Origin of the sequence: Methylobacterium sp. 174MFSha1.1 (assembly GCF_900116815.1) — a bacterium.
Lineage (GTDB): Bacteria > Pseudomonadota > Alphaproteobacteria > Rhizobiales > Beijerinckiaceae > Methylobacterium.
Window position 1 is genome coordinate 1 of the sequence record NZ_FPCB01000015.1, and the last position, 25,803, is coordinate 25,803.

Below are 25,803 nucleotides of genomic sequence, written 5' to 3' on the forward strand. Positions count from 1 at the left end.
CTCGTGGCCCAGAGCCCGGATCTGGCGCGCCCAGTGATGGGCGGTGGCGCAGGCCTCCATCGCCACGATGGTGGCGGGGATCTTCTTGAGCGCCGGCAGCAGCTTGTCGCGCGAGACGCGTTCGGTGCTCACCACGGCGCCCTGCGCGTCCTGGGCCTCGAACTGGAAGACGGACTTGGCGATGTCCAGGCCGATGATGCTAATCTGCGTCACGGACGGTCTCCTCGGTTGGGTGTCAGACGACCTCAACCTGGCACTTATGATGCCGGCGGGGGCCGTCCACCCCAACATCCCGGGGCCGCGCAGCGGAACCCGGGATCCATAACCGCCGACGGATTCGGATGAGGCGGTGCGCGTTCGGACTCTTCTGAAAGCTCAGCGTTGATGGATTCCGGGTTCCGCTGCGCGGCCCGGAATGACGCAACGGGTTTCAATTCTGTCCGCTCACGCCGATCAAATACCGCTCTCGGTATTCAACACGGCCTACCGCGATTCCCGCTTCTCCAGCTGGGTCTTCACCTGCTTCAGCTGGTCGAACACCGCGCCCGGCGTGGTGCCGAAGAAGGCGAAGCCGGCATTGATCGACCAGTAGCAGGCGAACAGGATCAGCGGCACCAGGATCCACCCTAAGATCTCCTCGCCGATCTTGCGGCGGCGGCGGCGCTGGCGCCGCTTCTCGCGCCCCGTCAGCTTCGGGGAGGGTGGGGTCACCGTCGCGGCCGGGGCGAGGGGCCCCTCGTTCAGATCACCGCTCATGGAGATCGTCTCACGCTTCCTGGGCAGCCGGGCCCGCGAGCCCTGGCGCATCCGTCACGGGGGCCCCGGGGCGCCGCGAGGGCGGCCGGGGCCTCAAATGCACATCCCGGCGGGGAGGCCCCGCCGGGATGTGCGCGTCTCGCGGAACCTCATACACGGGAGGCGGTCCGGGATCGAGGGGGCAGCCTGCGATCCGCGCGGCCGAGGGCTCTCGCCCCCGGCCCCGTCCGGATCAGGCCCGGACCAGCGGCACCTTCGGCACCGTGCGGACCCCGCCCTCGCCGCCGCCCGAGCCGCCGTCCTTCGGCTTCTTCGGCGCGGCGGCGCGGGGGCGCTTCTGCTTCTTGGCGGCGTTCTTGGCCGCCTTCTTGGCCGCGATCGTCACGTCCTTCTCGGGCCGCGGCGTCACCGGACCGGCCGGGAAGACGAAGCCGAGGCTCGGCTTCTCGCCGTCGGGCCGCTTGACGATCACCCGGACGGCACCGCCGTCCTTGAGCTTGCCGAACAGCACCTCGTCGGCGAGCGGGGTCTTGATGGTCGACTGGATCAGGCGGGCCATCGGGCGGGCGCCCATGGCCTCGTCGTAGCCGTTCTCGACCAGCCAGTCCCGCGCCTCGTCGGAGAGCTCGATCGTGACGTTGCGGTCGGCGAGCTGCGCCTCGAGCTGGAGCACGAACTTGTCGACGACCTTGGCCACCACGGTCTTCGGCAGGTGCCCGAAGGACACGGTCGCGTCGAGGCGGTTGCGGAATTCCGGGGCGAACAGGCGGTTGATCGCCTCCTGGTCGTCGCCGGTCCGCTTGTTCTGGGTGAAGCCGAACGCCGCCTTGGCGAGGTCGGCCGCGCCCGCATTCGTCGTCATGATGATGATGACGTTGCGGAAATCGACCTGCTTGCCGTTATGGTCGGTGAGCTTGCCGTGGTCCATCACCTGCAACAGGATGTTGAACAGGTCCGGGTGGGCCTTCTCGATCTCGTCGAGCAGCAGCACGCAATGCGGGTGCTGATCGATGCCGTCGGTGAGGAGGCCACCCTGGTCGAAGCCGACATAGCCCGGAGGGGCGCCGATCAGCCGCGAGACGGTGTGCCGCTCCATGTATTCCGACATGTCGAAGCGCAGCATCTCGACGCCGAGGCTCGACGCGAGCTGCTTGGCGGCCTCCGTCTTGCCGACGCCGGTCGGGCCGGCGAACAGGTAGGCGCCGATCGGCTTGTCGGGATCGCGCAGGCCCGCCCGGGCGAGCTTGATCGAGGCGGTCAGCGCGTCGATCGCGGCGTCCTGGCCGTAGACCACCCGCTTCAGGTTGTCGGTGAGGTGGGCGAGCACCTCCGCGTCGTCCTTCGAGACGGTCTTCGGGGGAATGCGGGCCATCGTGGCGATGGTCGCCTCGATCTCCTTCACGCCGATCGTGCGCTTGCGGCGGCCCTCCGGCACCAGCATCTGCGAGGCGCCGGTCTCGTCGATCACGTCGATCGCCTTGTCCGGCAGCTTGCGGTCGTTGATGTAGCGGGCCGACAGCTCGACCGCGGCCTTCACCGCCTCGGTCGTGTACTTGAGCTTGTGGAACTCCTCGAAGGACGGGCGCAGGCCCTTGAGGATTTCGATCGCGTCGGGGATCGACGGCTCGTTGACGTCGATCTTCTGGAACCGGCGCACCAGGGCGCGGTCCTTCTCGAAGTACTGGCGGTACTCCTTGTAGGTGGTCGAGCCGATGCAGCGGAGCGAGCCGGAGGCCAGAGCCGGCTTGAGCAGGTTCGAGGCGTCCATCGCGCCGCCCGAGGTCGCACCGGCGCCGATCACCGTGTGGATCTCGTCGATGAACATGATGGCGTTCGGATGCGCCTCGATCTCCTTCATCACCTGCTTGAGGCGCTCCTCGAAGTCGCCCCGGTAGCGGGTGCCGGCGAGCAGCGTCCCCATGTCGAGGGAGAACACGGTCGCGTCGGCCAGGACCTCCGGCACCTCGTGCTGGATGATCTTGCGCGCCAGCCCCTCGGCGATCGCGGTCTTGCCGACGCCGGGATCGCCCACCAGCAGCGGGTTGTTCTTCTGCCGGCGGCACAGCACCTGGATCGTGCGCTGGACCTCGGTCTCGCGGCCGATCAGCGGGTCGATCTTGCCCTCGCGGGCCTTCTTGTTGAGGTTGACGCAGTAGGCGTCGAGGGCGTCGCCCTTCTTCTTCTGGCCGCCGCGCTCGTCCTCGGGGCCGCTCGGGCGCTCCGTCGGGCCGTCCTCGTCGGCGCCGCGCACCGGCTTGCCCTCGGACAGGCCGGGGCGCTTGGCGATGCCGTGGCTGATGTAGTTGACCGCGTCGTAGCGGGTCATGTCCTGCTCTTGCAGGAAGTAGGCGGCGTGGCTCTCGCGCTCGGCGAAGATCGCCACGAGCACGTTGGCGCCGGTAACCTCCTCGCGGCCGGAGGACTGCACGTGGATCACCGCGCGCTGGATCACGCGCTGGAAGCCCGCCGTGGGCTTGGCGTCCTGGCGCCCGTCGCCGGTCAGGTTGGCGAGTTCGGTGTCGATGTACTCGACGAGGTTGCGCTTGAGCAGGTCGACATCGACGTTGCAGGCCCGCATGACCGCGGCCGCGTCCTGGTCGTCGACCAGGGCCAGCAGGAGGTGCTCGAGCGTGGCGTATTCGTGTCGGCGCTCGCCCGCCAGCGCCAGGGCGCGGTGAAGAGCTTGTTCAAGGCTGCGTGAGAAGCTGGGCAAAGCGGGCCTCTTTGCTGGTGCCTGTCTTGGTCAGGGTCCGTCTCGGCTGGTGCCTATTTCTTTTCCATGACGCATTGCAGAGGATGTTGGTGTTTCCGCGCAAAGTCCATGACCTGCGTCACCTTGGTCTCGGCGACCTCGTAGGTGAAGATGCCGCACTCGCCGACGCCGTTCTGGTGAACGTGCAGCATGATGCGAGTCGCGTCCTCGCGCGACTTGTTGAAGAAGCGCTCGACCACGTGGACCACGAATTCCATCGGGGTGTAGTCGTCGTTGAGGAGCAGCACGCGGTAGAGGTTGGGCCGCTTGGTGCGCGGCTTCGTCCGCGTGATCACGGCGGTTCCCGATCGCCCGTCGCCGTTTCCGTTCCCGGGGGCGCGGGGATTGGCCGCGACCGGCCTGGTGGAGGGTTCTCCCTGCCTCGGGACCTGAGCCATCTGAATCGTACCGACCTCGCTCTGGCGACCGCGCTGAAACCGCACCGGACTCCCGCGGACGGGGGCTCGGGTGGTCGTGCGGGACGGCAGCCTATCACGTCGGCTGCCGGTGCCGAGCCTAATCTATAGGCCGAGTCGGCGCTTCGCCAGTCGGCTGCGCGCTCTTGTCGTGCAGGCTCCTCAAGGAGGGCCTGAAACGCGCGCGACCGGCACGGGGCCCGTGCCGGTCGCATCGCAGTCTCAATGGTGGAGCGGCGGCCCGGAGGCCGTCCGCTCTCGCGTGACGCGCGATTACGCGGCGTCGTTGAACTTGTTGGACTCGTCCTCGACCTTCCGCAGGCCGTCCTTGGCCATGCCGACGGCGCGGTCCTGCGCCTTGAACGCCTGCTCCTGAGCCTTGGCGGCGAAGCCCTCGAACGGCTTCACCATCTCCTTGGCGAGGTTCTGGTAGAGCTCGGTCATCTTCTGGCTCTGAGCCACGAGACGCTCGTACGAGGTCTTCATGTACTCGGTCTGGATCTCGAGCGCCTTGTCGAGCGAGCGCACGCCGGCGAGCTTCTCGAGGGTGGCGGTGCCGTGCTCGAACGACTGCTTGGCGAAGTCGGTCGCCTCGACGGCGATGGCCTGGCTCGCCTTCGACAGGGTGCCGAAGCTGCGCAGCATCGCGTCCATGCCGTCCTTGCCGAACTTCTGGGCGGCCTCGGCCTGCTGGTTGATGTTCTGCTGGTTCATGGTGTGGCGGCGCCTCAAGGGGGCGCCCCTCCTCGCGCGGCGGTCAGGGCATCGGCAGGGCGCCCGCGCGTCGCGCCCCGCTGACCTGCAATATGTGCAGCGCACAAAATTCGTCAAGAGCCGATTGTGCGGCGCACAATGAGCGAATTCGAGCATCGGAATTTGCCGGCGGTTAACCGGGGCGTAACCGCGCCTGCCTAGCCTGATTGACAGTGATGCCGCTGCGCCACGCCGTTTCCGGGGAGGCGCCATCGGTCTTGAGGGCGCCGCCCACGTCGCGGGCGCCCCTTTCAGTCGAACGGGGTAGTAGCGTGATGCGTTGCGTTCACGGCCAATCTGGACCCGCGTTGCCGGCCGTGCTCGCCGCCGCGGCGGTGCTGACGGCGCTCACCGCCTCGCCCGCCGAGGCGCGTAGGCGGGCCCACCACGGCGGCGGGGGCGGGTACAATCCGCCCTACGCCGCGATGGTGGTGGATGCCAAGACCGGCCGCGTGATGCACGCGGTCAACGAGGACGCCCTGCGCCATCCGGCCTCGATCACCAAGGTGATGACGCTCTACCTGCTGTTCGAGCAGCTCGAACGCGGCAAGATGGAGCTCGACACCCCGCTGACGGTCTCGGCCAACGCCGCCCGGATGCCGCCGTCCAAGCTCGGCGTGCGCCCCGGCTCGACCGTGACGGTCGAGGAGGCGATCAAGGCGCTGGTGACGAAGTCGGCCAACGACATCGCCTGCGCCATCGGCGAGAACATCGCCGGCTCGGAGGCCGCCTTCGCCGAGATGATGACCCGCAAGGCGCATTCGCTCGGCATGAGCCGCACGCACTACGCCAACGCCTCGGGCCTGCCGGATTCCGACCAGATCACCACGGCGCGCGACCTGACGATCCTGGCGCGTGCGATCCAGGACCGGTTCCCGAAATACTACCGCTACTTCCAGACCCGCTCCTTCGCCTTCAAGGGCCGGGTGATCGGCAACCACAACCACCTGCTCGGCCGGGTCGAGGGCGTCGACGGCATCAAGACCGGCTACACCCGCGATTCGGGCTTCAACCTGATGACCTCGGCCCGCACCGACGGCCGCCACATCGTGGCGGTGGTGCTCGGCGGCAAGTCGGTGGCGAGCCGCGACAACATCATGGCCAAGCTCGTCCAGGCCAACCTGCCGGTGGCCTATGCGGGCGCCCGCACCGCGGCCCCGGTGGTCGAGGTGGCCGAGCGGCCGCGCCCCGCCGTGGTCGCCGAGCGCCCGGTCGCGACCCGTACCCTCGTGGCCTCCGCCGACGAGGACGACGCGGTCGAGACCACGAATTCCACCGGCCAGCCCCTCGACATCGCGCCCCGCGGCGGCGCCACGCCGCAAGGTTCGCCGAAGTGGCGCGCCGGCGCCCCCGGGGCCGTGCCGGCGAGCGCCCAGGCCTACGCGCCGGCCGCCACGGCCGCCTTCCCGGCCGCGAACGGCAAGTACGCCTCGCGCCTGCCGGCTTCCGAGCCCGGCGAGGCCCGGGCTCCGGCCCCGCTGCGCGAGACCGCGGCACCGGCGGCGAAGCCCGTCAGCGTGACGCCCTGGGTGATCCAGCTCGGCGCCATGGACGACGAGGGCAAGGCGAAGTCGATGCTCGCCGACGCGCGCCAGCGCAGCGGTTCGGCGCTGGGCAAGGCCGCTCCGTTCACCGAGCGGGTGACCCATGGCGGCACCACGCTGTTCCGCGCCCGGTTCTCCGGCTTCTCCGAGGCCGAGGCCGCGCAGGACGCCTGCCGGGCGCTGAAGCGCAACGGCTTCACCTGCTTCGCGACCCGGAGCTGAAGGTCTTCGCATTCCGCGAAGGGCGAGGCTCCCCGCAAAACATATGAGCGCGGGTCCCCCTCTCCCGAGTGGGAGAGGGGACAGGGGTGAGGGTGGCTCGGGTCCAGGATTAGGCACCGAGCGTCGAGCTGCGCAGCTCAACGGTTCAGACTTGTTGCTGCACCGTTCCACCCTCGCGCGATCTTCGATCGCCCCTACCGCTCTCCCACACGGGAGAGGGGATCCCGCGCCAAGTCTATCACAATCAGCACCACATCCCCGCCGCGGCGCATCCCTGCCGCGGCTCCGTCGACACGCGCGTGGAGTTTCAGCGATGTCGGTTGAGCAGAAAGTCCTTGGCCGCGTTGACGCGGGCCGCCAGGTAGTCGGACCCGCCCTGGTCCGGGTGAAGCCGCTTCATGAGAGTCCGGTGCGCCCGGCGCACCTCCTCGAGGGGCGCCCCGCGCTGAAGCCCCAGGATCTGATAGGCCTCCTCCTCCGTCATCGGCCCTGGCTGCGCCGCGCCGCCCGGCCGCGTGTCGCGGTCAGCCTCAGCGTCTACGCGCCATCCGGGAGACCGGCGGTCCAGATAAGCCTCTAGCAGGCGGGCGCCGTCCGGGTCGCCGGTGCGGCACTCGGCGAGCAGCGACGCGAGGATGGGCGGGGCCAGGGCGTCGAGGGCGTGACCCGCGAGTGGCCCGGCCAGCACCGTGCCGCGCATCGCCCCGGAGGCGTGGTCGAGCTCCATCTCCAGCATGGCGGAGCGCACCCGCGAGACGGCGTCCGGCCGCGGGCCGGCACTGCCGAGACCGAACTTGCCGAGGCCGTACTTGCCGAGCCCGAAGGGAAGGGGAGAGCCCTGGCGCCAGCCGAGCAGCCAGGCGCCGCCGAGGCCGAGCGCGCCGGCCATGTCGAAGCGCCCGCGCAGGAACAGGAGGGCGGCCGCGGCGAGGGCCAGCCAGCCGCCGGCTTGGCGGATCATCCGCGCGATCGTCGAGGGGTTCGCGGTGGAGTAATGGCGGCCGAGCCACCACAGGCCGACGAGGACCAGGACACCGAGGCCTAGGGCGATCATCCGTCTTCTACCACCCTCAGATGCGCGCAGGGAACCCCTGTCTACCCGCCGGTCATGCCGGCGAGGAGCCGGCGCGCCGCCGCATCCTCATGCGCGGCGAGACGCAATCCGTCGAGTCCCCGCGTGGCGTAGAGGGCCGCGGCGCGCAGGAGCGCCGCCAGCACGTCGGGCGCCGCGAGGTCGAACCGCGCCGACACGCCCCCGCTCAGCCGGGCGATCTCGGAAAACCCCGCGGCGACATCCGGGTCGGGCCCTTCATGGAAGCAGAAGGCCGGCAGGCCGAGCAGGCCGAGTTCGCCCGCGACGCCGCAGAGGTCGTCGATGTCCTCCTCGATCGCGTCGCCGACCAGGATCAGAGCCTTGACCGGGCCGCGCGAGGCCTCGTTGCGGGCGTGGCGCAGCACGCGGCCGATCTGGGTGCGGCCGCCCTGGCAGGTCACGCCCCGCATCAGGCCGGTGAGCGCGCGGGCATCGGCGACGAAGCGCGAGGCCCGGCACTCGTCGAACCCCCGGAAGTAGACGAGCTGCACCGAAAGGCCGCCGAGCCGGGCGGTCGCCTCGAACATCCCGGCCTGGACCCCGCAGGCGAGGTCCCAGGTCGGCTGCCGGCTCATCGTCGCGTCGAGGGCGAAGATCAGCCGCGGCGCGCCGCCCGATCCTGGAGACGGCGCGGCGACCTGCCGCGCCGTCTCCAGGAAGGCGTCGACCGCAGCATTCCGCGCACGGTCGAGGTCGCGGTCGCCCATCGCCCGCTCAGTGCCGGCGGATGGTGCTGGCGGTGAGCGCGTGGACCGAGAACAGCCCGTCCGGATCGATCCAGACGCTCCGGTGCTCCCAGCCGGCGCCGCGGGCCAGCGCCCGGAAGCCCGGCACCGTGTACTTGTAGCTGTTCTCGGTGTGGATCGTCTCGCCGGAGCCGAAATGGAACGGCACGCCCGCCACGGTGACGAGCTGGCTGCGCCGGCTCACGAGGTGCATCTCGATCCGCCCCAGGTTCTCGTCGAAGAAGGCCTGGTGTGCGAAGGCGTCGAGGTCGAAATCGGCGTTCAGCTCGCGGTTGATCCGGGCGAGCAGGTTGAGGTTGAACGCCGCCGTCACCCCGGCCGAATCGTCGTAGGCCGCGTCGAGCACCGCCTTGTCCTTCACGAGGTCGATGCCGACGACGAGCGTGGCATCGGGCCCGAGCGTGCGGGCGAAGCTGCCGAGGAGGCCCGCGGCCAGCTCGGGCTCGAAATTGCCGATCGTCGAGCCCGGGAAGAAGCCGGCCTTCGGCGCGTCCCTCAGGTCGTCGGGCAGGGGGAAGGGCCTGGTGAAGTCCGCCGCCACCGGCTCGACCCGCAGGCGCGGGAAGTCGCGGCCGAGTTCCTCCGCCTCGCTGCGCAGGAACTCCTCCGAGACGTCGACCGGCACGTAGGCCGCGAGGTCGGGGAGGTGGGGCAGCAGGCGCCGCACCTTGGCGGTGGAGCCGCTGCCGAACTCGACGAGCGCCGCACCCGGCGGCAGGCCGGCGCCGATCTCGGGGCCGTACCGATCGAGGATCGCGAGCTCGGTGCGGGTGGGATAATATTCCGGCAGGCGGGTGATCGCCTCGAACAGCTCGGAGCCGCGCCGGTCGTAGAAGTACTTGGCGGAGAGGTGCTTGCGGGGAGAGCCGAGGCCCGCGAGCACGTCCTGCAGGAAGCCGCGATCGGCGCCCGCGAGGGGGGCGGCGGGCGCGAGGTGGGGAACGGGAGCGTTCACGAGCTGTTACTCCGAGATCGGGCGGGCGCCCTCGCGGGCGCCCGAATCGAGGCACGTCCGGCCGCGCCTCACGCGCCGTAGTGAGATAGACGCAGGCCCGTGAACTGCCAGCGCTGATGGGGATAGAAGAAGTTCCGGTAGGTCTGCCGGCTGTGGCCCTGCGGCGTCGCCACGGACGAGCCGCGCAGCACGAACTGGCTGACCATGAACTTGCCGTTGTACTCGCCGAGCGCGCCGGGCAGCGGACGGTAGCCCGGATAGGCGGAATAGGCGCTGCGGGTCCATTGCCAGACATGGCCGAAGGCGGCGTCCAGCGAGCCGCTCGCCTCCTCCCACTCGGCCTCCGTCGGCAGGTCGCGCCCGGCCCAGCGGGCGAAGGCGTCGGCCTCGTAGTAGCTCACATGGGTCACCGGCAGGGCCGGATCGACGGGCTTCAGCCCGGCGAGCGTCATGCTCGACCACACGCCGTCGGCTTGGCGCCAGTAGCCCGGCGCATCCCAGCCCTGGTCTTGCGCCGCCACGTACCCGTCCGAGAGCCACAGCTCCGGCTTGGCGTAGCCGCCGTCCTGCATGAATTCGAGCCACTCGCCGTTGGTGACGAGGGCGCGCTCCAGGGTTGCCGGCCGCAGCAGCACGTCGTGGCGCGGCTCCTCGTTGTCGAAGTGGAAGCCCTCGCCGGCATGTCCCATCTGCGTCACGCCGCCATCGAGGGCGACCTGGCCGGAGCGCTGCGACAAGTCGGGCCAGCGCCAACCTGCGTCGTAGGCCGGCAGGAGCGGGTTCTGCGCGAAGGCGTGCAGGATGTCGGTGAGCATCAGCTCCTGGTGCTGCTGCTCGTGATGCAGGCCGATCTCGACGATGCCGACGATCTCGGGCAGTTGCGCCTCGCGGGCGCTCCCGATCAGGTCGGCGACGGCGGCGTCGACATGGGCGCGGTAGGCCGCCACCTCGTCGCAGGTCGGCCGGGTCACGAGGCCGCGGCTGATCCGCGGCGCGCGCGGACCCGCCTGCACGTAGTAGGAGTTGAACAGGTAGAAGAAGCGCTCGTCGAAGACCGTGTAGCCCGGCACCATCGCCGTCAGAAGGAACTGTTCGAAGAACCAGGTCGTGTGGGCGCGGTGCCACTTGGTCGGGCTCGCATCCGGCATCGACTGGACCTGCTGGTCCTCCGGCGAGAGCGGCGCGGCGCGGCGCTCGGTCTCGTCGCGGACGTGCCGGAAGGCCGCGATCCAGGCCGCCCGGTCGACCGGGCGGGCACCGACGGGGGGCGGGGGAAACGCGGGGCGCGTGTCTCTGACCTGCGCGGTCGCGGTCGCTGCCATCGGATCGTCCCTTATGCGTAGACGGATTGTCCACGCTCAACGCGGGTCCGGGGAACTCGTTTCTCCGGCGCGGCGTTACCGCGCAGCTTGGCTCCCGTACGGCGACGCTTCGGACGGTGCGTCACGGGGGAAGCGGGGCCATTTTGCCGCCGCTTTGACCAAGCCTTAACGAGCCCGCCGGACTCTCGCCGGCAACCTCTCATCCCTCTCGGTCAAAGCCTCTCATGCGGTTCGATCTGATGGCCGGCACTGCCGCGGCGCCCCTGGCGCCGATCACCCGTGCCCCCGTGGTCCTCGTGTTCGATTCCGGCCTCGGCGGCCTTACGGTGCTCGCCGAGGTGCGGCGCGCCCGGCCCGACGCCCGGGTGGTCTACGCCGCCGACGACGCCGCCTTCCCGTATGGCGGCCTCGCCGAGCCAGTGCTGGTGGCCCGCGTGCTCACCGTGATGGAGCGGCTGATCGCGGCCCACGCCCCCGATCTCGTTGTGGTGGCCTGCAACACCGCCTCGACCCTGGTGCTGCCGGCCCTGCGCCAGCGCTTCGACATCCCGTTCGTCGGCACCGTGCCGCCGATCAAGCCGGCGGCCGCCGCGACCCGTTCGGGCCTCGTCAGCGTGCTCGCCACGCCCGGCACCGTGCGGCGCGACTATACCCGCGAGCTGATCGACACCTACGCCGCCGGCTGCCGGGTCACCCTCGTCGGCGCGACGGGCCTCGCGGCCCTCACCGAGACGGCGCTCTCCGGGCTGCCGGTCTCGGACGCCGACCTCTGGGCCGAGATCGGTCCGTGCTTCGTCGAGGGCGAGGCGGGGCGCACCGACGTGGTGGTGCTCGCCTGCACCCACTATCCCCTGCTGCTCGCCCGCTACCAGGCGATCGCGCCCTGGCCGGTGACCTGGATCGACCCCGCCCCGGCGATCGCCCGGCGCATGACCCAGCTGATCGGCGGTCCCGCGCGGGGATTCGGCGACGACGTCCCGGGCCCGGTCCTCGCCGCCTTCACCTCCGGCGACCGGCTGACGCCCGCCTTGCGCGCGGCCCTCGGCGAGCGTGGCATCGCCGAGGTCGCGCTCCAGGCGATGCCGCTCGTCCTCCAGTGAGCCTCGCCCGGCTGGCTTTGCTCGCGGCCGGCCTGCTCGTCGCGGTCATCGTCCTGTACGGCGCGGTGATCGCCGCGTTCTGGTGGTTCCAGCGCAGCCTGCTCTATCCGGGCCAGGGCGGCCCGGTCCCGGCGACCGGCGCGCGGCTGCCGGGCGTCGAGACGATCGCGCTGGCGACGGCGGACGGCGAGCGCCTGCGCGCCCTCTGGCTCGCGCCCGCTCCGGGCGCCGGCGTGGTGGTGACGTTCCACGGCAACGCCTCGCTGCCCGAATGGCACGCGGAGCGCTTCGCCGCCGGGCCCTGGCGGGTCCACGGATGGGGCGTGATGGCGCCGGCCTATCGCGGCTATCCGGGCTCGACCGGGCGGCCGAGCGAGGCCGGGCTGATCGCCGACGGGCTGGCGGCCCTGGCGGAAGCGCGGCGTCGGGCGCCCGGCGCCCCGGTGCTGCTGCACGGCCATTCCCTCGGCGCGGCGGTGGCGGTCGCGGTGGCGGCCCGCGCCGGGGCGGCGGGCCTCCGGGGGCTCTACCTCGAAGCGCCGTTCGACTCGATGACCGCGATGGCGCGCCACCACTTCCGCTTCCTGCCGGCGGGCCTCCTCTCCGATACCTGGCATTCCGACCGGGTCGTCGGCGCGCTCGACGTCCCGGTCCTGATCGTGCACGGCGATGCCGACCCGGTGATCCCGGCGAAGTACGGCGCCCGGCTCGCGCGCGCCGCGCGCGCCGACTTCGTGGAGGTGCCGGGCGACCACGTCTCCATCCTGGGAAGACGGGACGCGGAGGCCGAGGCCCGGTTCCGGCCGGACCCTTGAGTCTTGACCCCACACGCTTTGTCGCCTAAGAGCGCCCGGTTCGCGGGGCTCCGGTTCGGGGCCCCGAAACATTTTGCGCACCCGCGAGCGGCTCGTCACGGCCGCTCTGTCGCCCCGGATTCGGGGGGGAGGAGGGCGCGTTCCTCTCAATACGTGATGAAACAGTTCTAGAGGACACGCGATGTCGAAACGCGTTCAGGCGAAGCACAAGCTCGATCGCCGCATGGGCCAGAACATCTGGGGCCGCCCGAAGAGCCCCGTGAACCGCCGCGAGTACGGCCCGGGCCAGCACGGCCAGCGCCGCAAGGGCAAGATGTCCGACTTCGGCACGCAGCTGCGCGCCAAGCAGAAGCTCAAGGGCTACTACGGCAACATCACCGAGAAGCAGTTCCGCCGGTACTACGCCGAGGCGATCCGCCTGCGCGGCGACTCGGGCGAGAACCTGGTCGGCCTGCTCGAGCGCCGCCTCGACGCGGTGGTCTACCGCTCGAAGTTCGTGGCGACCCCGTTCGCCGCCCGCCAGTTCGTGAACCACGGCCACATCCGGGTGAACGGCGTGCGCGTCAACATCCCGAGCTACCTCGTCAAGCCGGACGACGTGATCGAGATCAAGGAATCGTCCAAGCAGCTCGAGATCGTCCTCGTGGCGAGCCAGCTCGCCGAGCGCGACGTGCCCGACTACATCGAGGTCGACCACGGCAAGATGACCGCGCGCATGACCCGCGTGCCGACCCTGTCCGAGGTGCCGTACCCGGTGCAGATGGAGCCGAACCTGGTCATCGAGTTCTACTCGCGCTGATCTAAGCGACGCAGAGGTCGAGAGTTCTGGAGAGCCGCCCGCGAGGGCGGCTTTTCTTTTTTGTTTTTCCCGAATTGATAAACGATCCAGAGAAACAAGAGGCACGGGCTTCTCCTCTCCCCGCGGGCGGGGAGAGGGCCATGCTCCCGTTCAGGGAGCATGGCGAGCCCGTAGGGCGAGGGTGAGGGGGTGTCTCCGTGTGAGGCTCCTCCGGAACCGCCCCCTCACCCTCGCTCCGGCTGCGCCTCCGCTTGCTGCATCCCCTGCACGGGGACGCAGCCCTCTCCCCGCCCGCGGGGAGAGGAGAAAACCCGCGCCCCTCTTGATTGGAGTTGCATCAACGAGGCCGGATCAGCCCTTCAGCACCGCCCGGATCTTCTCCGCGTGCTCCGCCAACACCGCCGGATCCGCCATCCCCTCGACGTGCCGGCGCGGCGCCACGCCCTCGTGCCGGGGCAGGACATGGACGTGGAGGTGGAACACCGTCTGGCCGGCCGCCGCCTCGTTGTACTGGTAGACCGCGACGCCGTCGGCCGCGAAAGCCGCCTTCGCCGCCCGTGCCACGGTCTGCACCGCGGCGTAGAGGTGGCCGAGGGTGGCTGGGTCCGCGTCGAGGAGGTTGCGGCTCGGGATCTTCGGCACCACCAGGGTGTGACCGTCGGCCTGGGGCATCACGTCCATGAACGCGACGACGTGCTCGTTCTCGTAGACTTTGTGGCAGGGCACCTCGCCCCGCAGGATCTTGCCGAAGATGTTCTGGGAGTCGTAGGCGGTCTCGGTCATCGCACGGTTTCCTGTCGGGGATTGCACGGCTCGATCACCGTTGCTGCCACCCCGCGGGTCGCCCCGAGGCCGCACGAGCGGACCCCGGGGTGACGCAGGGAGATGGCGTCGCCAGGACCTTATCCGAACGTCCGTGCGCCCGGAACCAGCCTCAGCCGGCGGCGGCCGCCGAGCGCGTCTCGACCAGCCGCGCGAAATACGCCGCACCGAGCGGGATGATCGCGTCGTCGAAGTCGAAGGCGGCGTTGTGCAGGTTCGCCCCGGCCTTGCCCCCGAGCCAGGCATAGGCGCCCGGCACCGCGTGCAGCATGTCGGCGAAGTCCTCGCTGCCCATCTTCGGCTCCGGCGCGGTGTCGACCTTGGCGGCGCCGAACAATTCGGTGGCGACCGCGGCGGCGGCGCGGGTCTGTTCCTCGCTGTTGCGCAGGACCGAGAAGATGTCGTTGATCTCGACGGTGATCTCGGCCCCGAAGGTCGCGGCCACGCCAGCCGCGATCTCGCGCATGCGCTTGGCGATCAGCGCGCGGATGTCGTCGTCGAAGGTGCGGACCGTGCCGGCGAGGTGGGCCTCCTCTGGGATCACGTTGTAGGCCGCCCCCGCATGGACCTGGGTGATCGAGAGCACCGCCGATTGCAGCGGGTCGGCGTTGCGGCTGACGATGGTCTGCAACGCCTGGACGAGCGCCGCCTGGACGATGACCGGGTCGATGCCGCGGTTCGGCTGCGCCCCGTGGGCGCCGCGCCCGATGATGCGGATGTCGAAGAAGTCGGCCGCCGCCATGGCGGGGCCGGGGCGCAGCGAGAGCTCGCCGGTCCGTCCGCTCGGGTTGTTGTGCAGGCCGTAGACCTCGTCGCAGGGGAAGCGCGAAAAGAGCCCGTCGGCCAGCATGGCGCGGGCTCCCCCTAAGCCCTCCTCCGCGGGCTGGAAGATGAACACCGCGGTGCCGTCGAAGTCGCGGGTCTCGGCGAGGTACTTGGCGGCCCCGAGCAGCATCGTGGTGTGGCCGTCATGGCCGCAGGCGTGCATCTTGCCCGGCACGGTCGAGCGGTAGGGGAGGTTGGTCGCCTCCTCAATCGGCAGGGCGTCCATGTCGGCGCGCAGGCCGATGCGCCGGGGGCTGGTGCCGCGGCCCTTCAGCACCCCGACGACGCCGGTGCGGCCGACCTCGCGATGGACCTCGATCCCCCAGGAGGCGAGCTTGTCGGCCACGATGCCGGAGGTGCGCACCTCCTCGAAGCCGAGCTCCGGATGGGCGTGGAAGTCGCGCCGGATGGCGGTGAGCGCCTCGAGGTCGGCGGAGATGCGGTCGATCGGGGACATGCGACGAAAACGCTCCGGACTGGCGGCCCGGGGTCGGGGCCGGACGGCGCGCATCCTCCGGTGCCGGCGGACCGAAGTCCAGGCACGCGGATGCATGACTCCCGCGAGGCCCGACAACCCCGCGAGAAGGCGTCATACGATTTCCGATTGATCGCTCGGCGATTGCTGCGCAATCGCTGTCGCGATGCGGAAATCGGCCTCGCTCATGCGCCGCGCGGGCTGGCGATAAGATGTCCGAACTGATCGTCCGGAAATCTTATCAGTCCTCGCCCTTCCGGAACGGCGTCGCCTCGTCGAGGGCCTCCGCCGCCGCCTCGACGTGGCGCGCCTCGCGGGCGAGGTAGTCGGCGATCGCCGCACGCAGGCCGGAATCCGCGATGTCGTGAACGGAGTGGGTGATCACCGGGCGGTAGCCGCGGGCGAGCTTGTGCTCACCCTGCGCGCCGGCTTCGACGCGGGCGAGCCCGCGGGCGATCGCGAAGTCGATCGCCTGGTAGTAGCAGACCTCGAAATGCAGGAAGGGATGGTCCTCGATGCAGCCCCAGTTGCGGCCGTAGAGGGCGCGGTCGCCGATCAGGTTGATGGCGCCCGCCACGTACTGCCCCTCGCGCCGGGCCATCACCAGGAGGATGCGCTCGGGCATGCGCTCGCCGATGAGCGAGAAGAAGCGCCGGTTGAGGTAGGGACGGCCCCATTTGCGCGAGCCGGTATCCATGTAGAAGCGGTAGAACGCGTCCCAGTGGGCCTCCGTGAGGTCGGAGCCGGTGACCCACTCGACCGTGATCCCGGCCGAGAGCGCGTCGCGCCGCTCGCGCTTGATCGCCTTGCGCTTGCGCGAGGCGAGCGCGCCGAGGAAATCGTCGAAGGTGGCGTAGCCGGCATTGTCCCAGTGGAACTGCTGGTCGACCCGGCGCAGGAAGCCGAGTTCGCCCGCCCGCTCGGCCTCGGCTTCGGGCAGGAAGGTCGCGTGGATGGACGAGGCCTCGACCTGCCGGCGGAGCGCCCGCAGGCCCGCGACGAGGGCGGCGGTGGCCTCCTCCGGATCCTCGCCCGGGGCGACCAGGAAGCGCGGGCCGGTGACGGGCGTGAACGGCACGCTGACCTGGAGCTTCGGGTAGTAGCGGCCGCCGGCGCGCTCGAAGGCGTCGGCCCAGCCGTGATCGAACACGTACTCGCCCTGCGAGTGGGATTTCAGGTAGCAGGGGGCGTAGCCGATCACCTGACCGTCGCGCTCGACGGCGACGTGCAGGGACAGCCAGCCGGTGCGGCCGCCGACGCAACCCGAATCCTCGAGCGAGGACAGGAAGGCGTGGGTGACGAAGGGGTTGTGGCTCTCGGCCGCCCCCGCGAGCGATTCGGCCGAGAGGGCGCAGCGGTCCCAGTCCGCCGCCGCGATCTCAGAGATGCGCTGGACGACGCGGACCTGCAAGGTGCCCGCCGCCGGGGTGGCGCCGCACCCTGCTTCGCCGGTTGTCTCCATGACGTCCGGAGTTAGGTCGCGGCCGGGGGCTCGGCAATGCGGCGCGGCCTCGCAGGGGCGGGACCGCGCGGAGGCGCGGAACCGTTCGCCCGCTTTGCCGCTTTGTTTCTCGCCATGATCACCGACGACACCACCGCGCGCCCGCGCACCCCCCCGGCGATGCCGAACCCGCAAGGCTCCTTAAACCACGGCTCCGCGAACCCGCTGGCTCAAGCCTGGGACGACCGGATCGCCCGGCTGCTCGATCTCCTGCCGAAGCGGGTCGGCGATGCGATCGCCTGGCTGCGCGCCCCGTCCCGGCGCTGGGTCCGCATCCCGGCCGCCCTGGTGCTGATCCTCGGCGGCTTCCTGGCGGTCCTGCCGGTCTTCGGCCTGTGGATGCTGCCGCTCGGCCTCGCCCTCCTCAGCGAGGATCTGCCGGGCATGAAGCCGGGGCTGGAGCGCTCGGCCCGATGGCTGGAAGCCAAGTGGGAGCGGGTCGTCGCGTGGTGGCGGAGGCGGTAACTCGCTCATCGGAAGGGTGCAACGCTGCCACCGCACAGGGTCATCCCGGGGCCGCGAAGCGGAGCCCGGGATCCAGAACCGCAGTTGGTGCCGAAGAGGGCGGAACGCGGTCCACTTCATTCTCAACCACCTGAGTGTCTGGATTCCGGGCTCCGCTTCGCGGCCCCGGAATGACACGGAGTTCTATGAAGATTCCTGCGGCAGGAAGAGTGGCGTCACTCCTCGAGGGATGAACCGCTAGAGCACCATTCAATCGCACTGCTACCGCATAGTGCTACAGGCCTTTGTTTTTACCGCATTTTATTCGACGATCCGGCATCCACTGCGTCGGAAAATGCTTCAGTTCAACGACGTCATCGCCCCCGTCCGCGGCGCCGGCCAGGAGACCGCCGGCAGGTCGACGTTGGGCAGTTCGACGCTCACGGAATCGCCCGGCATCAGCGTCGTGGTGTCGTCGGCCACGATCTCCTGCGCGCTCGGGCCGGTCTGGCGGCTGACGCGATAGGTGGGCTTCGCCCGCCGGGCCTGGGCGCGGTCGGAGAGGAAGCGCGGGGCGGAGACCTCGGCCTCGATGATCAGCCGCTCGGCGACCTCCATCCGGGGCTTCAGCTGCTCGAGGGCGCGCTGGGTGTCGCGCATCTCCGCCGTAACCTCGGTGGCGCGCCGGCTGCGCAGGTCGAGGATCGACAGGTCGGCACGCGAGATCGATTCGCGGGCGCGCAGGAGGTCGGTGGTGGTCCGCAGCTTCTCGCTCTCCATCTGCGCCATCGAGCGGCCGGACGCGATGGTGCGCTGCTGCGTGGCGAGGCCGCGCTCGGCGAGCTGCTCGTTGCTGCGGATCTCGGTGGCGATCAGCTTGATCTGGGTGTCGATGGTGGCGAGCTGGCCGTTCAGCGCGTCGATCTGCTGGCGCAGGAAGCGCTTGAGGTCCTCGATGGCGTCGACCTGGGTCGCAAGCGCCTTGCGGCGGGCCTCGAAGATCGAGGTCTCGCGGTCGATGAGGGCGAGCAGGCCGGGATCCGGGCGCCCGGCCAGCTCCTTCGGCGGCTCGAATTTCGGCTTGTCGTCGCGCTCGGCGGCGAAGCGGGCCAGCCGCAGGGTGAGCTGGTCGCGATCCTTCTGCAGGCCGGCGAGGTCGCCCCGCGCGGTGATCGCGTCGCGCTCCAGGCGCAGCAGCCCGCCATCGGTGACCCGCGGCGGTCCGCCGGCGAGCGCCACCGCCTTCGCGACCGTGAGCCCCGGCCGGAAGGCGTATTCCCCGGGCTTGTCGACGGCGCCGCTGATGTAGAACGGCCGGTAGACGGCGATCTCGACCGCGGTGTCGGGCGGGTCCGCCAGGTCCATCCGGTCGCGCAGGCGCCGCGCCACCAGCCGCCCGACCTCCCGGGTCGGCAGGCCGGCCACCGGGATGTCGCCGATGATCGGCAGGGACAGCGTGCCGTCGGCTCCGATGGTGAACTCGTCGTTCAGCGCCGTCCAGGCGAAGATCTCGTCGCGGCTCGCCCGCCATTCGAACACCCGCAGCCGGATGCGGTCGAGCGGCCCGAGGGCGTAGCCCGCGAGGCTCCCCGCGGGGTTGCTCGCGGCCGCCGCGGGCGCCGACGGAGGGGCGGAGATGGCGGGACGCGGCCCGTTCGCCGCGCTCGCGAGCCCGGCCGGCAGGCAGAGCGCGCCGAGGAGGAGACCGCGCCGGAGGGAGGCGGGAAGACGGTGTGCGGCTCGCATGCGGATCAGGCCTTCTCGTCCCAGAGATATCGGCTGCCAGAGATATCGGCTGCCAAATGTGTCAGCTGCCGGTGATGTCGGTTGCCCGCGAGCCCTCTCCCGGCCGCCGGGCTCCATTGCCGTGACTGTCGGGAAAGCCTCGACCGTCCGGCCGCACGGCGCAGCCTCCCAATAAGCGGTAGGGCCGCACCACCCCCCGCGCCTTGTCCTGCCGGCCCCTGTTCACCTTCGCTTCCTTCGATGAAACACCAGTACCCGAACGAGGTAACCGAAGATGATGCAACGTAGATCCGTGTGATATTGTGGTGAAATTGACCTGAGTATCGCGCCTCTGCGTATCGTTAATCGCTCGTTAACGGTGGAGACGGCGCATGGCTCGTGGAGCACGACCGCAATCCCGCGTGGGCGGTGGTGATGAACTTGGCAGTAAGGGGCTTGCCGCAAGCGGGCTCGGAGGTGCGATGCCGGCCGGCGGCCTCGCGCTCCTGCTCGCCCCGGGATTGCTGGCACCGGGAGCTCTGACGGCGGGAGCCCTGACGTCTCAGGTCTCGGCCTCAGGAACCTTGGCCTCCGGAACCTTGGCCTTGTCGCCCGCGGGCGAAGCCGGCAGCGCGGCCGCAATCGCTCGGGTCCGCCCGGCACCGGCCTTCCGGCCGGGGATGGGCCCGGTCGCCAAGCGCGCCCTCGACGTGGTCGGCGCCGCCCTCGGGCTGGTCCTGCTGCTGCCGCTCCTCCTCGTCGTCGCGCTGCTGATCAAGTGCGATTCGCGCGGGCCGGTCCTGTTTCGCCAGAGCCGCATCGGCCTCGGCAACCGGCCGTTCCGGGTGTGGAAATTCCGCACCATGACCTGCTGCGAGAACGGCAGCGTGGTCCGCCAGGCCCGGCGCGACGACCCGCGGGTGACACGCATCGGCCGCGTCCTGCGCCGCACCAGCCTCGACGAGCTGCCCCAGCTCGTGAACGTGCTCCTCGGCTCGATGTCCCTGGTCGGACCGCGGCCGCACGCGGTAGCGCACGACGCGCAGTTCACCGGCACGGTCGCCCGCTACGCCGAGCGCCACGCGGTGCGCCCGGGCATCACCGGCTGGGCACAGGTGCGCGGCTGCCGCGGCGAGACGCCGAACGCCGCCGCGATGCAGCGCCGGGTCGATCTCGATCTCGCCTATATCGAGCATTGGTCGCTGCTGCTCGACCTGCTCATCCTCGGGATGACCTTGCGCGAGATCTTCCGCTCGCAGGCCGCCTACTGACCATCACCCTCATCCGTGTCCCGGCTGCGCGCCCGCGCGGCCGGGCGAGGCTTTCCGGCCGCGAGGATTCCTGACCCCATGATCGTCGTCGATGTCGTCCTCTGCGCCCTGGCGCTCGCCGGCGCGGTGCCGGTGCTGGTTCTCGCCGCGCAGGTCCTGGCCTCGCTGCCGGCCCTGCGCCCCCCACCGCCGGCCCCGCGCCGGCCGTCCCTGGCGGTGCTGGTCCCGGCCCACGACGAGGCCGGGGAGATCGCCGCCACGGTGGCCTCGCTGCGCCCCGGCCTCGCCTCCGGCGACCGCCTGCTGGTCGTGGCCGACAATTGCCGCGACGCCACCGCCGCCGCGGCGCGGGAAGCCGGGGCCGAGGTGGTGGAGCGCCACGATCCCGAGCGGCGCGGCAAGGGCTACGCCCTCGATTTCGGTTATCGCCACCTCGTCCGCACCGGCCTGCCCGAGACCCTGGTGGTGGTCGATGCCGATTGCGCCCTCGGCGCGGAGGCCCTCGACCGGATCGCGCGGCTGAGCGCCGCCCTCGACGGGCCGGTCCAGGCCGCCTACCGCCTCGCGCCGCCGCCGCAGGCCTCCTCCGCCTTGCGCCTCGCCACCGTCGCGACGGTGGTCAAGCAGATCGGCCGGCCCCTCGGGGGCAGCCGCCTCGGCTGGCCCTGCGGCATCTCCGGCACCGGCTTCGCGGTGCCGACGCGCCTGATGGGCACGGTCGGGCTGGCGAACGGGCACCTCGCCGAGGATCTGAAGCTCGGCCTCGACCTGGCGCTCGCCGGCCATCCGCCCCGCTTCTGTCCGGAGGCCGAGGTGACGAGCGCGCTCCCCGCCGGCGCGGCGGCGCGGCGGGCGCAGCAGACCCGCTGGGAGCACGGACACCTCTCGCTGATCCTGCCCTATGCCGGCGCGCTCCTGCGCGCCGCCCTGCACCGGGGCGACGCCCGCCTCGCCGCGATGGCCCTCGACCTCTGCGTGCTGCCACTGGTGACACTCGCGCTCGCGCAGGCCGGGCTCGCCGGCCTCGGCCTGGCCTGGTGGGTATTCGGCGGCGGGGCGGGACCGCTGCTGGTCTCCGCCGCCAGCCTCGCCGGCCTCGTCCTCGCCTTCGGCCTCGCGGCCCGGCGCTGGGGGGGCGGTCTGCTGCGCTGGCAGGACCTCGCAGCCCTGCCGCGCCTCATCGCCGGCAAGGCCGGGATCCTGCGCCGCTTCGCGCTGCGGCGGCAGACGGAATGGGTGCGGACCGAGCGGGCCGGGGAGGGGAAGTCGGCGGGGTAGAGAGGAGGAAGCGGCCGGGGCGAGAGCCCCGGCGGCAGCTCGAACCAGGCCGACTTTTGCACGGATCGAAGCGACACATTCAGGGTCATTCCGGGGCCGCGCAGCGGAGCCCGGAGTGCCGAAGGCACGCCCAGACACTCAGGCGGATGCAGGACGAGGTGAACAACTATCCGCCTCATCCTGAATCATCGGAGTTTCTGGATTCCGGGCTCCACCGCGTGGCCCCGGCATGACTTCAGGGTGAGGGATCCCATTGATGAGCCAGGGGCTGTTGCTGCTCGCTCAGCCCGTCGGGCGCCGCGACGGCGCCCCCGGCGCCGCGACGCCACCCGCCTCCGCCGCCGCCCGCCTCCGCGCCGCGTCGAGCACCGCCGCCATCGCGGGCGCGACCGACCGGAAGGTGGTGCCCTCCGCGACGGTGCGGCGCGCAGCCTCGCCGAGCCGGGCGCGGGCGGCGGGATCCTCCCACAGGGCCGCGATGGCGGCGGCGAGCGCCGCGGGGTCCTCGGGCGGCACCAGGAGGCCGTTCTCGCCCTCGCTCACGTAATCCTCGGTCCCGGCGGCCCGCGTCGCCACGACGGCTTTTCCGAGCATCATCGCCTCCAGCACCGTGACCTGGCCGGACGTGAAGCTGGTGTTGCGCAGGGGCACGACGTTGACCCGCGCCCGCCCGCAGAGGTCGTGGCACTCGGCGATGGTCAGATTGCTGCGCAGGGTGACGTTCGGCGGGAGGTCGAGACCCGCGACGGCGTGAGCGCCGGCGACGATCACGGTGGGCAGGCCGAGCCGGGCGACCGCGGCCACGAGCGTGGCGTAGTCGCGGTTGGCCGAGCCCATGGCGAGCACGAAGGGCGCCGCCGCGTCCTCGTGCGTCTCGCGCGGCTCGTCGTGGATCGACAGGGGCACGAACACGAAGCGGTCGCGGGGCAGGGCGAGCCAGTCGGCGTAGAGCCCGACCTCGCGGCGGGAATGCACCACGAACACGTCGACCTGCCCCAGGACCGCGCGGGCGAGGCGCGCCTTCCAGCCGCCCGGCGTCCGGCCGAGGTTGAAGCACCAGGCGACGAGGGGCACGTCCCGCCGCCCGAGGACGAGCTTGACCAGGGCCGCCGTCACGGCGAGCTGCGGGAAGCCGGTCATCACCCCGGCGCCCCCCCGCGGCGCCGCCCGCACGAGGCGCCAGGCGCTCCAGGCGTGGCGCAGGTAGTCCGACCATTCCGCCGCGCCGGTGACGGCCCGCGAGCGGTCGTGGTCGTAGGGCGCCGGCGCCGTCGCGAAACGGTGGGACCCGCCGACGTGACGGGGGATCCAGTCGCCGCCCTCGTCCCGCAGGAAGGGCACCGCGAGGATCCACTGCATCGAACCGGCTGGCGTCATGATCGATCCGGACTCTGCTGGTCGCGGCCACGTCGCGAAGGGCGGGCCGCGAGAGGGAAGCGCACGGGAGGGGAGCTTAAGGGACTGCCCGGCCGGCCCGGAGCGGTGCAATCCGGCGGCCCGTCCCCCGAGAAAGGCGGCGGCCACCCTCGAAAGGTGCAGGACGAACGCCACCTCCGGCCGAGATCCGGGGCGGCCCCGCGCCCCGAAGGGGACGCTTCGCGCGACGCCCCGGCCCGCTACCCTGCGGCCGGTCCTGCCGGGAGATCCGCGCCGATGCACCGTTCCGCTGCCGCCCTCGCGCTCGGCCTCGCCCTGCTGGGCCCGCCCGCACGGGCCGACGAGCCGTTCCGCGATCCCGTCGCGCAGCCCTTCGCCTCGACGAGCATCTGGAACACGCCGCTTGGCCGGGGGGCGACGTTCCAGCCCGGCGACGCGGCCGAGACGGCGCTCCTGCGCAACCAGAATGCCGGCGGGCCGGCCGGCGCCTATGCGTGGATCGGCGGCCACGCCTTCGGGATCTACCGCCAGGCGCCCGACGATCCGGAGCGGAGCTGGACCTATCGCGGACGGCCGCCGAGCGTGCCCTGGCCCCATGGCGGGGCCCCGAATGGCGGCCGGTTCATCCTGCGCACCCCGCCCGGCCTCGCCTTCCTGGGCGGCACCGACCGGCACGCGGTGCTGATCGACGCGGAAGGCCGCTACGCCTACGAGCTGTGGCTCGGCGCGTTCGATCCGGCCCGCAAGCTCTACTCGGCGCAGTACCTGGTGCGCACCGACCTGCGCGGCAGCGGCATCTCGGCGACGCCCGGCACAACGGAGGGCGTGCGCGCCTTCGGCGGCTCGCTCATCGGCGGGCTGGTGCGGCGGGCCGAGCTCGAGCGGGGCGAGATCCGCCACGCCATCGCGATGGCGGCGAGCACCAGCCAGGCGAGCCCGACCCGCATCGTCTGGCCGGCCTCCTCGACCGACGGGGGCGGGCACAACGCGCATACCGGCACGATCCCGATGGGGGCCCTGTTCGCGATCCCGCCGCAGGTCGATCTCGGCCGCCTCGGGCTCACGACGCCGGAGGGGCGGGCGCTCGCCCGGGCGTTCCAGGATTTCGGCGGCTACATCACCGACACCGCCGCCCGCACCCTGGTGATCGCCTATCTGGAGGAGGGCTGCACCGAGACGCAGATCAACCATCTGCAATCGGACAAGGACAAGATCCTGTCGGTGCTGGCGATGGTGACCAACAACGACGCCGCTCATCCGGGCGGCCCCGGCGCCCGGGTGGCTCCCCCGCCGCCGCCGCTCAAGGGGGAGTGAGGTCGCCCGGGAGCTTGTCGACAGAACCCAACAGCCTTGACACCCTCTCCGTCATCCCGGGGCCGCGACAGCGGAACCCGGGATCCATAACCGCCGACATGGACGAACGAAGCGGGCCGCGGGCCGCTCTATCCTGAATCGTCAGCGGTTATGGATCCCGGGTTCTCGACTGCGTCGAGCCCCGGGATGACGTCGAGAGACGTCGGCCAATGTGCTGAATCGATCGAGGCAATCGACGAAAAAGAAAATCGACGCCGGCCGGCTCGACCGCGTCGGATCAACGGATGACGGATCGGGGGCGGGTCACGGCTCGCCCCGGGCGGGACCGCGCGGGAGACATCCCCCGCGCCCCCTGTGCTACAGCTTGAGGTCGGAGCGGGATTCGAAGGCGCGGATCGCCACCTCGGTCCGGTTGGTCGCGCCGACCTTGCGCATGATGTTGCGCACGTGCACCTTCACGGTGCTCTCCTTCATGTTGAGCTCGAAGGCGATGATCTTGTTCGCCTTGCCCTTCTGCAGCTGCTCCAGCACCGCGGTCTGGCGCGGGGTGAACTGGCTGCGGGGGTCGGCCGCGCCGGCATCCTCGGCCCCGCTCCGGCGCTGCAGCAGGCAGCTCGCCGGCACGAAGACGCCGCCGGCCCGCACCAGCCGCATCGCCTCGATCGCCACCTTCAGGCTGACATTGGTGGGAATGTAGCCGCGGGCGCCCTCGTTGAGCCGCTCGACGATCTCGCCCGGATCCTCGCTGTCGCAGAGCAGGACCAGGCTGGTGTTCGGCCCGATCCGCGAGCGCAGGGCGGCCTCGCGCTGGGCGGCGCCGCGCCCGGCCTCTCGGGGATCGTAGTAGAGCACCACCAGGTCGCCGTCCTGGTGGCCGACCTTGCCCCGCTCCCACTCGTCGATCGACCCGAAGGTCACGACCTCGTGGTCCGGAATCGCTTCGGCGAGGCAGTTGCGCAGGCATTCGCGCACCAGCTGCCGCGGCTCGATGATCGCGATGGCGGGCTTCAGGCCGGGCTCCTCGCCGGGCTCGAACGCCTCCACCACGGCGTCACTCACTTCGACCAGTCTGCGGCCCCGCGAAGCGAGGCCGTAATCAACGAGAGCGGGCGTCGACATGCTTCACCTCCACCACTGTACGACCGAGCATTATTGTTGGATGCGGCTCTCGGCGTGATGGTCACGGCCCGGCGCAATCCCGCCGTGCCACCCCTTGTCCGGAACCGGATCTGTGGAATCAGCCGGCGCCGCCAGGGCCTCGACTGCATGATCCAGTCGATCCGGCCCCTCGCATCCGCCCGCTCCTCCTGATTTCAGTCCTAACACGGGGATAAATCAGTTACAATCCTCAATATGATGATCTAGGTCGGCTTTCACTGATGAGACCAATCGCCTTGATTGATCGGAGGCAAGAGACGATCTTATGATACACACGCAAGACGTGTAATCCGCAATCAGTAGCGGAACATTATTGACGTTGGAGGATATTCCACAGACG

22 protein-coding genes and 1 pseudogene are annotated in these 25,803 nt (G+C 70.9%); 8 read left to right on the plus strand and 15 right to left on the minus strand.

What is annotated here, in order from left to right; translation table 11 throughout:
• From BM430_RS13795 to BM430_RS13815, 5 genes and pseudogenes are all read right to left on the minus strand, one after another.
• Positions 1–213: pseudogene (locus tag BM430_RS13795) on the minus strand (IS110 family transposase); the annotation flags it as partial.
• Between the two features lie 270 nt (positions 214–483).
• On the minus strand, positions 484–756 hold the full coding sequence (locus BM430_RS13800) for a hypothetical protein (protein WP_093567840.1): 273 nt from the start codon (positions 754–756) through the stop codon (positions 484–486).
• Between the two features lie 232 nt (positions 757–988).
• Positions 989–3,469, minus strand: a complete 2,481-nt coding sequence (gene clpA, locus BM430_RS13805; protein WP_093567841.1) for an ATP-dependent Clp protease ATP-binding subunit ClpA — start codon at positions 3,467–3,469, stop codon at positions 989–991.
• Positions 3,470–3,522: 53 nt separating this feature from the next.
• Positions 3,523–3,906 carry an ATP-dependent Clp protease adapter ClpS gene (clpS, locus tag BM430_RS13810; protein WP_048443496.1) on the minus strand — a complete coding sequence of 128 codons (384 nt, stop codon included), beginning with the start codon at positions 3,904–3,906 and terminating at the stop codon, positions 3,523–3,525.
• Between the two features lie 291 nt (positions 3,907–4,197).
• Positions 4,198–4,656 carry a phasin family protein gene (locus tag BM430_RS13815; protein ID WP_348273079.1) on the minus strand — a complete coding sequence of 153 codons (459 nt, stop codon included), beginning with the start codon at positions 4,654–4,656 and terminating at the stop codon, positions 4,198–4,200.
• Between the two features lie 296 nt (positions 4,657–4,952).
• Between BM430_RS13815 and BM430_RS13820 the strand changes: the two genes are divergently transcribed.
• The gene (locus tag BM430_RS13820) at positions 4,953–6,443 is read left to right on the plus strand and encodes a D-alanyl-D-alanine carboxypeptidase (RefSeq protein ID WP_093567843.1); all 1,491 of its coding nucleotides are present in this window, start codon (positions 4,953–4,955) and stop codon (positions 6,441–6,443) included.
• A gap of 307 nt (positions 6,444–6,750) precedes the next feature.
• Here BM430_RS13820 and BM430_RS13825 read toward each other — a convergent pair whose 3' ends face one another.
• The 4 genes from BM430_RS13825 to egtB form a co-directional block, all read right to left on the minus strand.
• A complete protein-coding gene (locus BM430_RS13825; protein WP_093567844.1) occupies positions 6,751–7,497 on the minus strand; it encodes a DnaJ domain-containing protein in 747 nt (248 codons plus the stop codon).
• 41 nt (positions 7,498–7,538) lie between these two features.
• A complete protein-coding gene (locus BM430_RS13830; RefSeq protein ID WP_093567845.1) occupies positions 7,539–8,243 on the minus strand; it encodes a hypothetical protein in 705 nt (234 codons plus the stop codon).
• Between the two features lie 7 nt (positions 8,244–8,250).
• Positions 8,251–9,237 (minus strand): L-histidine N(alpha)-methyltransferase, encoded by a 987-nt coding sequence (gene egtD / locus BM430_RS13835; protein ID WP_093567846.1) that lies wholly within the window; start codon positions 9,235–9,237, stop codon positions 8,251–8,253.
• Positions 9,238–9,305: 68 nt separating this feature from the next.
• The gene (gene egtB, locus BM430_RS13840) at positions 9,306–10,559 is read right to left on the minus strand and encodes an ergothioneine biosynthesis protein EgtB (protein ID WP_093567847.1); all 1,254 of its coding nucleotides are present in this window, start codon (positions 10,557–10,559) and stop codon (positions 9,306–9,308) included.
• A gap of 224 nt (positions 10,560–10,783) precedes the next feature.
• Here egtB and murI point away from each other — a divergent pair, with 224 nt between their 5' ends.
• The 3 genes from murI to rpsD all read left to right on the plus strand — a co-directional run bounded on the left by murI (position 10,784) and on the right by rpsD (position 13,273).
• Complete coding sequence (gene murI / locus BM430_RS13845) at positions 10,784–11,659, plus strand: glutamate racemase (RefSeq protein WP_093567848.1); 876 nt, start codon at positions 10,784–10,786, stop codon at positions 11,657–11,659.
• Positions 11,656–12,474: an alpha/beta hydrolase gene (locus tag BM430_RS13850; RefSeq protein WP_244539488.1), complete on the plus strand. Its 819-nt coding sequence runs from the start codon at positions 11,656–11,658 to the stop codon at positions 12,472–12,474. The genes murI and BM430_RS13850 overlap by 4 nt, the downstream gene beginning before the upstream one ends.
• Positions 12,475–12,655: 181 nt before the next feature.
• A complete protein-coding gene (gene rpsD / locus BM430_RS13855; protein ID WP_048430210.1) occupies positions 12,656–13,273 on the plus strand; it encodes a 30S ribosomal protein S4 in 618 nt (205 codons plus the stop codon).
• A 351-nt stretch (positions 13,274–13,624) separates the two neighbouring features.
• Here the strand turns inward: rpsD and BM430_RS13860 are convergent, their stop codons facing one another.
• The 3 genes from BM430_RS13860 to BM430_RS13870 all read right to left on the minus strand — a co-directional run bounded on the left by BM430_RS13860 (position 13,625) and on the right by BM430_RS13870 (position 16,857).
• Positions 13,625–14,056 (minus strand): HIT family protein, encoded by a 432-nt coding sequence (locus BM430_RS13860; RefSeq protein ID WP_093567849.1) that lies wholly within the window; start codon positions 14,054–14,056, stop codon positions 13,625–13,627.
• Positions 14,057–14,207: 151 nt separating this feature from the next.
• Positions 14,208–15,377, minus strand: coding sequence for a M20 aminoacylase family protein (locus BM430_RS13865; RefSeq protein WP_093567850.1), 1,170 nt, complete (start codon positions 15,375–15,377; stop codon positions 14,208–14,210).
• 259 nt (positions 15,378–15,636) lie between these two features.
• Entirely contained in the window at positions 15,637–16,857 is a 1,221-nt protein-coding gene (locus tag BM430_RS13870) for a GNAT family N-acetyltransferase (RefSeq protein WP_093567851.1), read from the minus strand.
• Between the two features lie 114 nt (positions 16,858–16,971).
• On the opposite strand from BM430_RS13870, the gene BM430_RS13875 reads away from it, so the two are divergent.
• Positions 16,972–17,361, plus strand: a complete 390-nt coding sequence (locus BM430_RS13875; RefSeq protein ID WP_348273080.1) for a hypothetical protein — start codon at positions 16,972–16,974, stop codon at positions 17,359–17,361.
• 339 nt (positions 17,362–17,700) lie between these two features.
• On the opposite strand, the gene BM430_RS13880 is transcribed toward BM430_RS13875, so the two are convergent.
• Positions 17,701–19,086 (minus strand): polysaccharide biosynthesis/export family protein, encoded by a 1,386-nt coding sequence (locus BM430_RS13880; RefSeq protein ID WP_177303042.1) that lies wholly within the window; start codon positions 19,084–19,086, stop codon positions 17,701–17,703.
• Between the two features lie 584 nt (positions 19,087–19,670).
• Between BM430_RS13880 and BM430_RS13885 the strand changes: the two genes are divergently transcribed.
• Together BM430_RS13885 and BM430_RS13890 are read left to right on the plus strand one after the other, a co-directional pair.
• Positions 19,671–20,336, plus strand: coding sequence for an exopolysaccharide biosynthesis polyprenyl glycosylphosphotransferase (locus BM430_RS13885; protein ID WP_244539489.1), 666 nt, complete (start codon positions 19,671–19,673; stop codon positions 20,334–20,336).
• Between the two features lie 78 nt (positions 20,337–20,414).
• A complete protein-coding gene (locus BM430_RS13890; protein WP_093567854.1) occupies positions 20,415–21,614 on the plus strand; it encodes a glycosyltransferase family 2 protein in 1,200 nt (399 codons plus the stop codon).
• A 282-nt stretch (positions 21,615–21,896) separates the two neighbouring features.
• On the opposite strand, the gene BM430_RS34675 is transcribed toward BM430_RS13890, so the two are convergent.
• A complete protein-coding gene (locus tag BM430_RS34675) occupies positions 21,897–22,991 on the minus strand; it encodes a glycosyltransferase family 4 protein (protein ID WP_093567855.1) in 1,095 nt (364 codons plus the stop codon).
• A 276-nt stretch (positions 22,992–23,267) separates the two neighbouring features.
• On the opposite strand from BM430_RS34675, the gene BM430_RS34680 reads away from it, so the two are divergent.
• Positions 23,268–24,305, plus strand: a complete 1,038-nt coding sequence (locus tag BM430_RS34680; RefSeq protein WP_093567856.1) for a hypothetical protein — start codon at positions 23,268–23,270, stop codon at positions 24,303–24,305.
• Between the two features lie 357 nt (positions 24,306–24,662).
• On the opposite strand, the gene BM430_RS13905 is transcribed toward BM430_RS34680, so the two are convergent.
• A complete protein-coding gene (locus BM430_RS13905) occupies positions 24,663–25,424 on the minus strand; it encodes a response regulator transcription factor (protein ID WP_093567857.1) in 762 nt (253 codons plus the stop codon).
• Between the last annotated feature and the right edge of the window lie 379 nt (positions 25,425–25,803).

Bases quoted from the DNA above. Each gene is read 5' to 3' on its own strand.
- BM430_RS13875 (WP_348273080.1), top strand. From the start codon at position 16,972: ATGATCACCGACGACACCACCGCGCGCCCGCGCACCCCCCCGGCGATG.
- BM430_RS13800 (WP_093567840.1), bottom strand. From the start codon at position 756: ATGAGCGGTGATCTGAACGAGGGGCCCCTCGCCCCGGCCGCGACGGTG.
- BM430_RS34680 (WP_093567856.1), top strand. From the start codon at position 23,268: ATGCACCGTTCCGCTGCCGCCCTCGCGCTCGGCCTCGCCCTGCTGGGC.
- murI (WP_093567848.1), top strand. From the start codon at position 10,784: ATGCGGTTCGATCTGATGGCCGGCACTGCCGCGGCGCCCCTGGCGCCG.
- rpsD (WP_048430210.1), top strand. From the start codon at position 12,656: ATGTCGAAACGCGTTCAGGCGAAGCACAAGCTCGATCGCCGCATGGGC.
- BM430_RS13905 (WP_093567857.1), bottom strand. From the start codon at position 25,424: ATGTCGACGCCCGCTCTCGTTGATTACGGCCTCGCTTCGCGGGGCCGC.
- clpS (WP_048443496.1), bottom strand. From the start codon at position 3,906: ATGGCTCAGGTCCCGAGGCAGGGAGAACCCTCCACCAGGCCGGTCGCG.
- BM430_RS13880 (WP_177303042.1), bottom strand. From the start codon at position 19,086: ATGCGAGCCGCACACCGTCTTCCCGCCTCCCTCCGGCGCGGTCTCCTC.
- BM430_RS13860 (WP_093567849.1), bottom strand. From the start codon at position 14,056: ATGACCGAGACCGCCTACGACTCCCAGAACATCTTCGGCAAGATCCTG.
- BM430_RS13865 (WP_093567850.1), bottom strand. From the start codon at position 15,377: ATGTCCCCGATCGACCGCATCTCCGCCGACCTCGAGGCGCTCACCGCC.
- BM430_RS13870 (WP_093567851.1), bottom strand. From the start codon at position 16,857: ATGGAGACAACCGGCGAAGCAGGGTGCGGCGCCACCCCGGCGGCGGGC.
- egtB (WP_093567847.1), bottom strand. From the start codon at position 10,559: ATGGCAGCGACCGCGACCGCGCAGGTCAGAGACACGCGCCCCGCGTTT.
- BM430_RS34675 (WP_093567855.1), bottom strand. From the start codon at position 22,991: ATGACGCCAGCCGGTTCGATGCAGTGGATCCTCGCGGTGCCCTTCCTG.
- BM430_RS13890 (WP_093567854.1), top strand. From the start codon at position 20,415: ATGATCGTCGTCGATGTCGTCCTCTGCGCCCTGGCGCTCGCCGGCGCG.
- BM430_RS13830 (WP_093567845.1), bottom strand. From the start codon at position 8,243: ATGGGCGACCGCGACCTCGACCGTGCGCGGAATGCTGCGGTCGACGCC.
- BM430_RS13825 (WP_093567844.1), bottom strand. From the start codon at position 7,497: ATGATCGCCCTAGGCCTCGGTGTCCTGGTCCTCGTCGGCCTGTGGTGG.
- BM430_RS13820 (WP_093567843.1), top strand. From the start codon at position 4,953: ATGCGTTGCGTTCACGGCCAATCTGGACCCGCGTTGCCGGCCGTGCTC.